Consider the following 13,396-nt stretch of genomic DNA (forward strand, 5'->3'; position numbering starts at 1 on the left):
ATTCATCATAAAGCCGGAAGGATAATGCCACTTGAAGATATCGTATACATCGTGATAGCAGCAGGCCACCGACAGCAACTGTTCGCAGCTCTTAGTGAGACATTGGATCGAGTGAAATCAGAAGTGCCCATATGGAAAAAAGAGATAACCATCGATGGTAATTTCTGGGTCCATGACCATGCCTGAAACTATATGAATATCGAATATAAAAATATGAAAATGATGTATGGTCCAATGACCAGGCATCATTAACTCACTGTTCTCGGGAAGTGCTTTCAAGATCTATTGGCATGCTGGATCCAAGTTGGTTTTCCTAATTTCCTTCATTTTATTCATTTTTATTTTGATAAAACTCCATACTTTGTTCTGATATCGATATGTTATTCTAATATATTTTGGGTCTACTATAAATTCCATTAAATGATCTACGAAACATTAATGTATGGCTTATGTTAACATGTGACATAATTAATGTACATTAAAAATGGTGATAATTATGCTAGGAATAGATGACCCTTATATCTGGATGGCTTATGTGCTTTGCATCATAAGTGCCCTGGGTTGTATAGTATATGGTTTATTGAAATGGAATGAAGAAGAGCAGGAGGAACTTTAATGGCAGTTAGCACACCCTTGCTTGGAGTGATCGTACTTATTTATCTTATGATAATCTTCTACCTTGGATTACTTGGATACAAAAAAACGAAAGAAATAGACGACTACATGGTAGCCGGAAGAAGTATTCATCCCTACATTCTTGCACTTTCCTATGGTGCGACATTTATTAGTACCTCTGCGATAATTGGTTTTGGCGGAGCTGCAGGAGCTTTGGGGATGGGTCTTCTCTGGCTGGCAGTGATGAACATCGTCGTAGGTATATTCATTGCTTTTGTTGTATTCGGAAAACGCACAAGGCGTATGGGTGCCCGCCTTAATGCCGTAACATTCCCGGAGCTTTTAGGCAAACGATTCCAGTCGCGCTTCATACAGGGATTCTCAGGAGCCATTATTGGCATCTTCATGCCCCTTTATGCAGGCATTGTTCTGATAGGCGGAGCACGTTTTGTTGAGACCACGCTTGGAGTCAATTATGATATTGCAGTGCTCATACTGGCGATCATAGTAGCTGCTTATGTCATTACCGGCGGGCTGATTGCTGTTATGTACACCGATGCATTGCAGGGCGCTTTTATGTTCATTGGAATGATCGTACTTCTTGCACTTACATACATCAAGCTTGGTGGTGTAACGGCAGCACACGAAGCACTTTCAGGTATGACAGGACTTGTACCGGAGTCACTTGTTGCCGGAGGACATTTGGGCTGGACAACCATGCCAGCGTTCGGATCACCGATCTGGTGGACATTGGTATCCACACTTGTCCTTGGTGTAGGCATAGGGGTTCTTGCACAGCCACAGCTTGCCGTCAGATACATGACCGTTGAGAATGACAGGGCATTAAGCCGTGCTGTACTTGTAGGCGGACCATTCATACTGATGATGACCGGAGTAGCCTTTACAGTGGGTGCACTTTCAAACGTATATTTCCAGAAAACACAGGGAATTATTGCAGTTGCAGCTGCCAAGGGAAATACTGACCTTATAATTCCGGAATTCATCAACGGAGCCATGCCAGAGCTGTTCGTAGTCCTGTTCATGCTGACACTTCTTGCAGCTGCAATGTCAACGTTGAGCTCACAGTTCCATACAATGGGAACAGCTATTGGACATGACTTCTACCGCGAGTTCATCAAGAAAGGGGAGGTCGGGCAGACGGTGAACATAACGAGGCTTGGGATCGCTTTGACCATTATTACAAGTGTTATCCTTGCATATATACTGCCCATAAGCATCATCGCAAGGGCAACTGCTATTTTCTTCGGTCTCTGTGCAGCGGCTTTCCTACCCATGTACGTAGGTGCATTGTTCTGGAAGAGGATGACAAGGGAAGGTGCGATTGCAAGTCTTCTGGTGGGTACAGCAGGAAGCCTGTTCTGGCTGACATTCATACATTCAAAGGAAGCAGTACCTCTTGGCATATGCAAAGCCCTTTTTGGAGTGGATACCTTGCTTACGGGTACTTGGACAGTTGTCGACCCCATAATTGTGGCAACTCCAATTGCAATGATCGTTGCAATTGTCGTAAGCCTTGCTACAACACCACCTTCAGCTGAGCATCTAAAAGACTGTTATGGGAAATGAACTTTGAAGAATTCTTAGTGGATGACACCATCCACTTCTTTTTTTGTTTATAAATGGAAGTTTTGTAAGGGATAGCTCCATTAATATGATCTTTTAAGATCAGATCCATCCGAATAAGAAACATTCAAGAAACCAAAAAAGCAAAGCTATTGTCAATATGAGAAATATCTGCCAGACCTCAACCTTCAAGGATATCTGATTGCCCCCGCTAAATATGGTTTTGTTGATATAACAGGATTCTCATTGCCGATTCCTACTTATAAATTTAACGCTTATGAAGATCAACCAAGATATTAGAAGATATTTTATATTATCATAAATGAAAATGTTGTGAAAAACCTTTGTTGATGATAGAGTGTTTTAGCATTGGGACTTGAATTGTCGATAGGTTTTTTAAGAATTGGGATTCTATGAACTTCCAGCAACTAAGGGATGAACTAAAATGAGCTACAAAGTAGGTATTATGGGTGCTACTGGTGCAGTAGGCAGGGAAATCATAGAAGTACTACACGATAGGAACTTTCCTGTGGAAGAACTAAGGCTTTTTGCATCAGAGAGAAGTGCAGGCAAGACAATAGATACTCCTTTTGGAGCTATTACTATTGAAAATGCTGATATGGCAGATTATTCACAACTGAATATTGCATTTTTTGCGATAAGCGGTGACTGGAGCAAGGAAAATGCAGATAAGGCAACAAGTGCCGGCTGCTATGTTATCGATAACAGCAGTGCTTTCAGATACGATGATGAGGTTCCGTTGGTGGTACCCGAGATAAATGCCGATGCAATCGGAGATTCTAAGCTTATTGCCAACCCGAACTGCACAACTGCCATTGCAGCGATCCCCTTATACGCACTTCATAAGGAATATGGGTTGAAGAAGGTCATCATCAGCACTTATCAAGCTACCAGCGGGGCTGGAGCAGCCGGCATGAGCGAATTGACCGAAGAAACGAAGAACTATCTTGAAGATAAAGAGGTTAAGAACAAGGTCTTTACATATCCTATCGCTTTCAATACGATACCCCATATTGACAGTTTCCAGGAAAACGATTACACCCGTGAGGAAATGAAGGTAGTCTGGGAGACAAGGAAGATATTCTCGGAACCAGATATCCCTATCAGCTGTACCTGTGTAAGGATACCGACCATGAGAGTGCATGGTGAGAGCATTGTCATAGAGACAGAAAGACCGATCGATGCAGTTGATGCAAAAAAATTATTAGGACAAGTCGAAGGTGTTGAATTAAAGGACGATATTGAGAACAATATCTATCCAATGCCATTGAACGCTACTAAAAAGTATGATGTGGAAGTTGGCAGAATAAGACAGAACCTTGTATTTGGAGACCACGGGCTTGAGTTCTTTGTCTGCGGTGACCAGATCCTTAAGGGAGCAGCCTTGAATGCTGTTCAAATTGCTGAAAAGCTCTAATATAAAAATACTAATATAAAAATAATCGAAGGTCGTCTGTGACTTTCATCCATTTACTTTTTTGATCTTTAAGCCAACTATCCCTCAGTTGACATTGCAATGGTATATGATCGAGAGGCAAAAGTCATATGACGAAGTTCTAGAGGGGATAGATAGATTATTTCATAATTGAAATTTTGACTTTTGCCTATGTTCAATTTGTTTACATGGAATATAAATGTATTCTTGATGAGCATTTTATTATAATCCTGCAAAACCTTAATACCGAAGCCCCCGACATTTTAGAAATATGTTGAAAATGTTGAATTATATTGACATAGTAGGTGCGCACATTGTCGTATATCTGGAAATAATATTAAGAAAACGTAGATGAATCTAAAAAATATATAATTAAAAAGATGCGAATGGTACGCCCTCTTTTAATGTATTGACTAAATTCTATGAATATCATTCAATAGTATAATAAATAATTATATACATGTATAAAATATTATATAACTTTAAGCACAATATTTGAAATGTCCTTGCGATTTATAATAAAGCTTATATATATCATTGTGCATTCATTCCAAAATCATAGCTATATGTTGTGATACATGAGGATTTAAATATAATAATCGCATATCTTAAATTGGGTACTTAATGTGCTTTATATATAATTGGTACGGTGATGGACATGATTAGCACTGGTGGAAAGCTATTAGATGACTCTAGCGAAGAGATTATCGATTCGTTGAAGAGTTTGGGAATGACGCGCAACCTTGCGACTACTGTGGCCTATCTTTCAAATGTGAGCGAAGCCTCATCTCAAGAAATTGAGATGAAGACTGGACTCCGTCAACCGGAAGTTAGTGTTGCAATGAGGTCAATGCGCGAGCACGATTGGATATCGATCCATAATGAAAAGGTTACAGGTAAAGGCAGACCTACGAAGATCTACACTTTGAAAACACCTTTCAATGATATTGTAAAACATTATGAGGCAAAGATCCGAGAAGAGAACGATGCAAGAATGCGTATAATAGATAAATTAAAGGATCTTGCAAAATAAAGGATATCCAATATAAGGATATCCAACTTTTATTTAAATCATTACTTTTTGGCTAGATCGTATTGATCAGCTTTGTTTTTAACCGCCGGATATCGCTTTTAAGATGGTGACCGTACCTTCGACAACTATATCGTCGATAGGGACAGCTTTTCCATCATTTAATAAAATAACAAGTTCCTGATTGATATCCATAATATTCAGAAGGTCCTCATACGTAGAATCATCAGGAACGTTTATTATATGTCCATCCGGGTTATCAGGAAATATCTTGACTTTAATTGTTGTGCTCAATCTAGTACTTCACCACCCTCTCCCTTGAGATCGTCGAGGTTTTCGTGTATCAATTTATCATCCAAAAGCTCAACCTTTTTTTCGCCTTTACGTTCAGAATCACGTTTGTTAAATTTACCACATTTAGACATACATTTCACCTCAGTAAATAAGTTGTATCGTATAGTAATTAATCTTTTCTAACCCCTGACCCATCGAACTACTTTTAGTACTAATTAAAATGAGGTACTTGCAAGTAATCTTTAAGTTATATTAGACCCGAACTGACAACTATGTTCAACACATTGATCTTCGATGCAGATGGCGTCCTTGTGAACTCTATGCCATTTCATGCTGATGCATGGATACAGACCTTCTCTGAAGTTGGCATCGATGTGGTCAGGCAAGAGATCTATGATATTGAAGGTTCAAACTTCGTAGGAGTTATCAAGCTTATTTTTAAAAAGGCAGGAAGAGAAACAACTACTGAACTGATAGAAAAATTACGTATGAGAAAGCGTGAACTTTTCTTCCTATATGAAAAAGTAACTGCTTTCGAGGGCATGTATGATTTCCTAAAAGAAAAAAAGGACAAGTACAATTTGGCTGTTGTTTCAGGTTCAGACCGACCTATAATCGATAAAATGTTCAATAAGCTCTATCCTGACATATTCGACCTGCTTATCACAGGCGCTGACGTCACCCATGGAAAGCCTCACCCTGAACCTTATCTTAAGGCTGTGGAAAATTTTGGTGTAGAGAAAGAGAAATGTATTGTTATCGAGAATGCGCCACTGGGAGTAGAATCCGCAAAGAACGCAGGCCTTTATTGCGTTGCTGTATCAACCCACGTTGACCCGAAAAAACTTGAAAAGGCAGATAAGGTATTTAATGATCACAGCGAACTTCTGGAATTCCTAAGAGAATTGGATCTCAAAAAAGAATGAAAAGGTGGTGTGGATATCACACCAGCCTTATAGTTTCAAGGTTTGTAAGTGCCCGGGTCTCCAGACGATATTTTTTATGCAATGAACTTGCAAGATCGATGCATGAGCGTTCATCACCATGCTCAGTGAAAACACGTTCTGGTTGTGGTTTCATCTTCTTGAAGTATTCCATTAACTGTTTTCGATCAGAGTGACCGGAGAAACCATCAACTACCTCAACGCCCATATTCATCTTTACAACCTCAGTTCCGTTCTTGGATGAAACAGGGATCTCTTTCCAGCCTTTCTGGATACGTCTTCCAAGGGTACCATCTGCCTGATAACCGACAAAAACAAGCGTGTTGTTAGGGTCAGGTGCAAAGGCCTTGAAATACTCCATAACAGGTCCTGCGTTCATCATACCGGAGGTAGAGAGGATAACGCATGGATGCGGGTCTTCTATGATCTTCTTTCTAAGCTCGTTCGAATCTACCGGTTTGAAGCATTCTGCAAGGAACGGGTTCTGACCTTTCTGGAATATGAGCTTCCTGAGGTTATTGTTCAAATATTCCGGATATGTCGCATGGATCGCCGTTGCTTCCCAGATCATACCATCGAGATATACAGGAACATCATCGATGATCCCTCTCCTGATAGCATCTTCAAGAACTATCATAACTTCTTGGCTTCTTCCCACAGCAAAGGCAGGGATCAGCACGATACCTTTGTTATCTAGGGTACTCTTTATGATCTGCTGAAGGTTCTTCTCGGCTTCTTTTAGTGATGGCTGTACTGCCGAGGAAGCACCGTATGTAGATTCAGTTATTACGGTCTCGACACGCGGAAACTTGTTCACGGCAGGATCGAAAAGCCTGGTAGGGCCATATTTGTAATCACCAGTGACAACTACGTTATGTAATCCGTCACCGATATGGAAATGTGATATTGCGGAACCGATAATGTGTCCTGCATTATGGAATGTCAGCTTGACATCAGGAGCAATGTCTGTAACTTCTTCAAAATCAAGTGCAATAGTATGTTTGAGTGCATCACGCACATTTGTGGATTCGTACGGAGGCTTCTTGCCCTCCTTTGCAGCAACATCGATGAAATCAAGCTGCAAAAGTGTCGTTATATCCCTTGTAGGGGATGTACAATAGATAGGACCTTCGTATCCGTATTTGTAAAGCAGCGGAACAAGTCCCTGATGGTCAAGGTGTGCATGTGTAATCACAACAGCATCTATCTGGTTAAGTGGCTGAACTTCCGGCAGATAGAGGTATGGTGTCATATTATCATCAGAACCGACGTTCACACCACAATCGATCATTATCTTGGATTCAGGCGTTGATAATAGGAAACAACTTCTGCCAACCTCTTTACATCCGCCGAGGGAGGTCACTCTGACCCAGTGGTCCTTGGAAGTACATTCCCTGTGAATGTTACGACCTACAGCCTTGAGTATTTCCTTCCTATCCTTATGATTGGTACGCATGAACTCTCTGATGTTCTTCACGGTCCTTGATTTGATTGGAGGTGTACGAACCACTTTAGGAGTCCAACCGATCTTTTTCGTGATCTCACGAAGGGTCTCACCGTGCTTACCTATTACCAAACCCGGTTTTTCCGCTTCGATAACAACTTCTCCCACATCAGGGTCAAAATGAAAATTAGATAGAACAGCATCCTTCGGAACGGTATCCTTTATCTTCCCAATAGCTTCTTCGGGAGATACCAATACTTTAGGATCCGGACGAACAACGATCCTTGTACGGAGGGTTTTCGCGAGAGTCCTTACGATCTGGCCATTGTCTGCAAAGTTCTTTGGATCCTCAGTATAAACAACGAGTTGCGGTCCTTCAAATTCAACACTGGTTATAGTTGTGTTGTCCGGGACCTTTTCTTCAATTTTCTTTTTCAGATCCGCTAATACGTCTTCTATTGCCATTAAACAGCCTTCCTATTTCAAAAAAGTTAAAAAAATATTATAGTATATTAAAAAAGTGTGTGAATTGGACCATAATCCGAAAGAGAATGGTCCTTTTAAAATCAGTTCAATAGTTCACGCTTTTTCATAACCTCTTCAGGGTCCAGTCTTTCATACTTGTCCTTTGTGATCACAACAACATCAATGTTTTCGCCTGATGCTGAATCTCTCTTCATAGCATTGTGAAGAGCACGGATAGCAAGATCAACACCTTCCACTACGGTCATATCCTCAGTGTAACGGTCTTCAAGAACACCGTAAGCCATTGGAGAACCGGAACCTGTTGAAACTGCCCTTGTCTCCTCGATATTGCCTCCGAGAGCATCGAGAGAATAGATAGCAGGACCGTTCTTATCAACGCCGCCAATAAGCAACTGGACCATAAGTGGATAATATCTCTGACCGCTAAGCATATTCGAAAGGAGGGTGGTAATGCCTTTGATAGTTACCGATTCCTGCCTGCGCATCTTAAAAAGTTTGGATTCCACACTTATAATACGTACAATCTGCTGAGCATCACCTACAGAACCCGCAGTTGTCATTCCAACCAGATCATCTATTTGATAGATCTTCTTTGCGGTCTTACTTGCAATAAAGTGACCCATGGTTGCCCTCTGTTCAGTAGCAAGAACTACACCATCAGTGCAGACTATACCTACAGTAGTTGTACCTTTTAAATGCTTATCATTATCCATTAATTATACCTCATAGCAAAAAACGAGAAAATCAATAGGTAAAAATGTGTTTTGCTTCCCGCAATACAAACCCTCTTTAGGTTTTTTATTATATAACTGTTTCCATCCATATACACAGTACTACATAAGATCAATAAGAACCAAGCTCATCAGCAAGACCCTGCACCCTTTGGATAGCTTCCTCACTCATACCCCTGTCACGCATTCGCTGAATTGATCTTTCAAGCGGAACACGCTCATCGCCCATTACAAGATTATCAGCATGGGCTACGATCTTTTCTTCGGTGCTTATTGGAAGATGATCGACTTCCGGAAGGCCCATGGCTTTTGCTTCCTCAGAAGTTATGCCTGCACCGATATGATTTCTTATGATATGGATTATACGCGGATCAAGACCAAGCCCTTCCCCAATTGAAGCACCTTCAATAGCATGCCTTATGTCATGTGTGCGTGACCTTCCGAGATCATGCAGAAGAGCACCCACTTCAACAAGCTGGACATCGACCTTATGCCCTTTTTTCTGAAAATCGCGTGCAATGTTTACAGCAATCTCTGATACGACCTGACAGTGCCGAATAACGTTGTCTGCACAACCTTCATCTTTAAGCAGTTTCAGTGCATCAGAAGCTGATAGCATCTTTAGCTGCTCGCTTCAAGCGCATCGAGCCTATCACGCAGCTTTTTAACCGTGTCCGAATTGTCTTCGAACATCATGTCCTCACCGCAAACCGGACACATGAACTCACACTTGCTGGCTTCTTTGAACTCGAATCTTACACAACCTTCCGGACAGGTGTAGAATACACTATCGACCTCAAAATTATATCTCATTTCAAGGTTCTTGGTAATCCTTTTCTTTTCCTTCGCCAGATGTGATTCAATATCACTAAGATCCAACTGCCAGAGGTAAGTAAGCCACCCACTGCTGGAATCCCTTTCCCTCCTGCAAACGGCAAGGTTGTTCTCGTTCATAATGAAAAGGGTCCTTCTGACGATATTGAGCATTACACCAGAGGCTTCAGCGATCTGTTCATCGGTGACCTCACCTTCCGGCATATTCTCTATCATCTCTATCCCCTCTTCACCTATCAATTGCATTAGATAGCCCCGGACGACTGGATCATTTGAATCTGTCACTAATATCACCTTGTAAATAAGATAGCATGAATAGATAAATATGTTAAGATTAGGTTTCTTAGGTATTTTGTTATTTATAGCTAATCCACGAAAACACAGATAAGTGTTTTTTTAGCCTATTTTCGTATTTTAATATTATCTGGCAGCTTCGTAACAGAATCCAACTTTATTTAATTTATAGTCTGATTATTTGCCATTAAAGCTTGATAGCATAAGCAGTTCACTTAAATATATCCTTTAAAATACTACGCATTTCGAGTGTCTTTCCCATGACATCTTCACGCGTACCACCACTGCAAAGAATAGAGGTCAGAGGATCATCAGGGAGGGCATCATACCCCGTAGTGGGAATATCAGCAATAGACATGTCCTTTATCTTTTCACATATTGGCTCATTGATGCTAACTGCGCGATCAGCATACATGACCGCCCTTATTGCATATTTTAGAATATCAGGCGTACCTGTGGGAAGGATGCCATCGAAGGACTTGACATGCATATCAAAAAGATTAATACCGGTCGCCATTTCCACAGAATCAAGACTTCCCTGGAACCTTGCATTCAGCTCTATCACGAACGGACCTTTATCCGTCAGCAAAAAATCTACCCCGTTCGACCCAACAAGTCCAAAGTTCTCTGCAAGCTTTTCCGAGATCTCATACATCTGACCGGTATAAGGTGTCCTGTAAGGTGTGATATTCCCGCAATATGAGAACGGCAGACTGGAAAGCCAGGGTACGCCTATGAGCTGCTCATTGGCTGCGAGAGGAACTGAGTTCGTCCCATTGGCAATAAGCGAAACACTTGCAGGAAATCCAGAAAGGAATTCCTGTACCATAATATCAGCAAGTTCTAATGTAGGATCCATAAGAAGTAATTCTTCAAGAGCTGTGTTCAATTCCGATTCGTTCTGAACTACCCTATTCAACCTTCCTCCACCTGCACATTTTGGCTTGACCATTAAAGGATATCCAATATCTTCCGCTTCATCGACAATACCGGAGACCGGATGCGGTATCCCCATAGACTCCATCTCTTTTGCAAAGGAAGATTTGTCAGATACCTGTTTCATAACAGCAGGAGCATTGTTCAATGTCCTGCAGGAAAGACCGGAAAGGTCAAGTTCTTCAAAACCTGACCCCAGAACAATAGCATCAGGAAAGGCATCGAAACTATCGATAAGTTCGATAATGACCTTCCTATCGATATTTTTTATGTCGATACCCTCACATGTTAGAAGTGCTCTGGAATCGACTGTATTCTCCTGAAGGTCCTTATCACAGAATGCATCGATGGCATAGACATTATAACCTGCCTTGGATGCTGAACAAGCAATATTTCGGCTGCTATATCCGATAATAAGCACATTCTCCAGAAACGGACACCACCTTAGAGTTTATGTTCGCTATCCTCAGGCAATGCGAAAAGCCCTTGATCAGTGCTTATTACAGGAATCTCACTGCCTGCTGAAGATGAAAAGAACATTGGTTTTTTCAATGTGACCGTAAGATATGTAGTTGGGTCAAGTACCATAATATCATCACCCTCCACAGCTACAAGGACCGCAGCCACCGCATCTTTACGGCTAGCGATAAGTTTAGCCCCTTTCAGACCACTCGTTTCGATCAGGAATCGCGAACCTGTTGACAGAGAGATACCCTTGGTATTCTTACCAGAGTTCTTGATCTCTATAACATCGCCCTTAAAGAGGATGATATCACCAGACATGAATTCCGGCAGCCTCATCGCATAGGTCATTCTGTATATGTCCTTCCCTTCCTTGTGACTATGCAGAGTAGCTGACTCTGTAAAACTGCCACCAAGTTCATTGGAGATGCTCTTGCATATATGCCGGCATGCGTTACAAGAACCAAGATAAAGATCAGCCCCATCCTTTGAATCGCTACTGTTGGTTATAAAAGCAAGTCTGTCCCCCTTCTTCCATAACCTGTCCACCATATCTGCACAGATTATCTTGCAGGAATCTATCTCTTCTGCGGTTGGGAGTCTGTTGGTCGCCCTTATCTGTAAAATACCTTCAAAATAACCGCCTGCCATGCGACTACATCGGTCACATGCTCCACGTATCACACGCACTTCGGCCCTAAGGTCCTGATGGAGTGATTCACCTTCCACCATGGCATCGACCTCTACCCTCACCTTGTAAAAATGAGGGGTCATCTGGTGGGGGTTGACACATATCTCGACATCATCAGCTTCGTTGTGTATCAAAAGTGCATCTTCCACAGTCCTGATGACTATCTCATCCAGGTCACCCACATCCCTCCATTTGTTCCTGTCGAATCGTGCCCCACATTTGGCACAGGTATTTGCATGAAGAACAAGTGGAAGCTCAGCTAAAGTAAATGTTTTTAAAAAGCATTCCCTACAAGTGTTCTTGTAGAGTTTTTCCGTTTTCGCCCCACATTTTGGGCATAAGATCTGACTCATCAAAGGTCTGAATGGTCAGTAGTTGGATATTAGTCTTTTGTACACTAAGTGATTGCAGGTCGGGTACATTAACTTGAGATAATTACTCTAAAAAAAGAATTTGGATATTAAATATAACATCCACACTTACCTTTTGAATTTTGTTAATCCAGAGAACTTCTGCTTTAACTTCTGTGTGAACAATGGTCGCAAGTTCCAGAGAAGCTTCTTGTTCGCCTTGAAAAGTGCTGCTATGAAATCTATCAGGTCCATTTCCTTGAAATCGACGTCCTTTATAGACCCTGCAAGTGAATCAAGGTCTTCATCCGACAGACTGAAAAAAGTCTCCTTAACGATAAGATTATTGGCAATTTCATTACCGAACGAACCACGCCAGCGTCTCTCGTATTCCTGAAGCATCGTTTCAGACACATCGTTCTGAGCAATAGCCTCAGCTGCAACCTCACCGGCATACATCCCCGCATCCATTGCATTGCTAATGCCACCACCAGTGAAAGGATCAGATTGCCTTGCAGCATCCCCGACAAGCATCAGACCGCTGGCGATGGTCTTTTCGATGGGACCACTTGCAGGAACTGCACCTGCCACCTGTTCTAAGATAGCACAGTTCGGATAGTTCATCTCAACGAACTCGGTCAGGTATTCAATGGCTTTCTTCTTTCCGGAACGACTGCCGAGCATACCAATACCCACATTTGCCATGTTATTTCCTTTAGGGAACAGCCAGACATATCCACCGGGTGCCACCTTGTTGCCCAAATAAAAATAACAGGAATTTTGGTCGATATCAACTCCACCAACAAGGAACTGAGCGCATGTTTCAATATGAGATGGTTTTAATGATGTGTCAATACCTGCCCATCTACCAACCTTGGATTCCACACCATCGGCACCAATGACAAGCTTAGAACGAATTGAATAGGTCTTGCCAAGATGCATCATCTCAACACCACAAACAGTTTCGCCCTCGATGATAAGACCGGTAACCCTTGCCTTTACCATGATATCCACACCTGCTTCACCACTCAGTTCCACAAGAGTACGGTCAAATATCTTCCGATCCAGGACATAACCAACCTCAGATCCAGCATCCTCCTCAGCCATTGTTAGGGTTGTACCGTTGGGTGAAATTATCTTGGCACTACTAACCTCACCACACAGCCACTTCTCATCCGGTTCAATGTGCTGTCTCAACCTTTTTTTACCAACACCTTCAGCACATCTTACAGGTTCCCCTATCTC

General features: G+C 41.8%; 15 protein-coding genes. 6 read left to right on the top strand and 9 right to left on the bottom strand.

Translation table 11 applies throughout. From position 1 onward, the window contains the following. From QAS77_RS05760 to QAS77_RS05775, 5 genes are all read left to right on the top strand, one after another. Positions 1-186 (top strand): molybdenum cofactor biosynthesis protein MoaE (locus QAS77_RS05760; RefSeq protein ID WP_305064438.1); only part of this gene is annotated, 186 nt, incomplete at its 5' end. 310 nt (positions 187-496) lie between these two features. Next, a complete protein-coding gene (locus QAS77_RS11550) occupies positions 497-616 on the top strand; it encodes a symporter small accessory protein (protein ID WP_331522285.1) in 120 nt (39 codons plus the stop codon). After that, positions 616-2,202: a sodium:solute symporter family protein gene (locus QAS77_RS05765; protein ID WP_305064439.1), complete on the top strand. Its 1,587-nt coding sequence runs from the start codon at positions 616-618 to the stop codon at positions 2,200-2,202. The genes QAS77_RS11550 and QAS77_RS05765 overlap by 1 nt, the downstream gene beginning before the upstream one ends. 442 nt (positions 2,203-2,644) lie before the next feature. Next, positions 2,645-3,637 carry an aspartate-semialdehyde dehydrogenase gene (locus tag QAS77_RS05770; RefSeq protein WP_305064440.1) on the top strand — a complete coding sequence of 331 codons (993 nt, stop codon included), beginning with the start codon at positions 2,645-2,647 and terminating at the stop codon, positions 3,635-3,637. Between the two features lie 676 nt (positions 3,638-4,313). Next, positions 4,314-4,688: a transcriptional regulator protein gene (locus QAS77_RS05775; protein ID WP_250869086.1), complete on the top strand. Its 375-nt coding sequence runs from the start codon at positions 4,314-4,316 to the stop codon at positions 4,686-4,688. 78 nt (positions 4,689-4,766) lie between these two features. Here QAS77_RS05775 and QAS77_RS05780 read toward each other — a convergent pair whose 3' ends face one another. Together QAS77_RS05780 and QAS77_RS05785 are read right to left on the bottom strand one after the other, a co-directional pair. After that, positions 4,767-4,979: a MoaD/ThiS family protein gene (locus QAS77_RS05780; RefSeq protein WP_250869085.1), complete on the bottom strand. Its 213-nt coding sequence runs from the start codon at positions 4,977-4,979 to the stop codon at positions 4,767-4,769. Further along, entirely contained in the window at positions 4,976-5,110 is a 135-nt protein-coding gene (locus tag QAS77_RS05785) for a hypothetical protein (RefSeq protein WP_276575156.1), read from the bottom strand. Before QAS77_RS05785 ends, QAS77_RS05780 begins: the two co-directional genes overlap by 4 nt. 141 nt (positions 5,111-5,251) lie before the next feature. On the opposite strand from QAS77_RS05785, the gene QAS77_RS05790 reads away from it, so the two are divergent. Beyond that, on the top strand, positions 5,252-5,905 hold the full coding sequence (locus tag QAS77_RS05790) for an HAD family hydrolase (protein WP_250868642.1): 654 nt from the start codon (positions 5,252-5,254) through the stop codon (positions 5,903-5,905). Positions 5,906-5,921: 16 nt separating this feature from the next. On the opposite strand, the gene QAS77_RS05795 is transcribed toward QAS77_RS05790, so the two are convergent. The 7 genes from QAS77_RS05795 to QAS77_RS05825 all read right to left on the bottom strand — a co-directional run. Continuing rightward, a complete protein-coding gene (locus tag QAS77_RS05795; protein ID WP_250868643.1) occupies positions 5,922-7,832 on the bottom strand; it encodes a beta-CASP ribonuclease aCPSF1 in 1,911 nt (636 codons plus the stop codon). Positions 7,833-7,933: 101 nt separating this feature from the next. After that, complete coding sequence (gene psmB / locus QAS77_RS05800) at positions 7,934-8,566, bottom strand: archaeal proteasome endopeptidase complex subunit beta (protein ID WP_250868644.1); 633 nt, start codon at positions 8,564-8,566, stop codon at positions 7,934-7,936. A 130-nt stretch (positions 8,567-8,696) separates the two neighbouring features. After that, complete coding sequence (locus QAS77_RS05805; RefSeq protein ID WP_305064441.1) at positions 8,697-9,203, bottom strand: TIGR00295 family protein; 507 nt, start codon at positions 9,201-9,203, stop codon at positions 8,697-8,699. 2 nt (positions 9,204-9,205) lie between these two features. Then, positions 9,206-9,703 (bottom strand): transcription factor, encoded by a 498-nt coding sequence (locus QAS77_RS05810; RefSeq protein ID WP_250868646.1) that lies wholly within the window; start codon positions 9,701-9,703, stop codon positions 9,206-9,208. A gap of 220 nt (positions 9,704-9,923) precedes the next feature. Continuing rightward, the gene (locus tag QAS77_RS05815; RefSeq protein WP_305064442.1) at positions 9,924-11,069 is read right to left on the bottom strand and encodes an ATP-grasp domain-containing protein; all 1,146 of its coding nucleotides are present in this window, start codon (positions 11,067-11,069) and stop codon (positions 9,924-9,926) included. 23 nt (positions 11,070-11,092) lie between these two features. Then, positions 11,093-12,154 (bottom strand): 60S ribosomal export protein NMD3, encoded by a 1,062-nt coding sequence (locus tag QAS77_RS05820; protein ID WP_305064443.1) that lies wholly within the window; start codon positions 12,152-12,154, stop codon positions 11,093-11,095. A gap of 126 nt (positions 12,155-12,280) precedes the next feature. Then, positions 12,281-13,396, bottom strand: a 1,116-nt coding sequence (locus QAS77_RS05825) for an NAD(P)/FAD-dependent oxidoreductase (RefSeq protein ID WP_305064444.1), incomplete at its 5' end; no start/stop codon positions are given.

Source organism: Methanococcoides sp., from assembly GCF_030594565.1.
GTDB lineage: Archaea > Halobacteriota > Methanosarcinia > Methanosarcinales > Methanosarcinaceae > Methanococcoides > Methanococcoides seepicolus.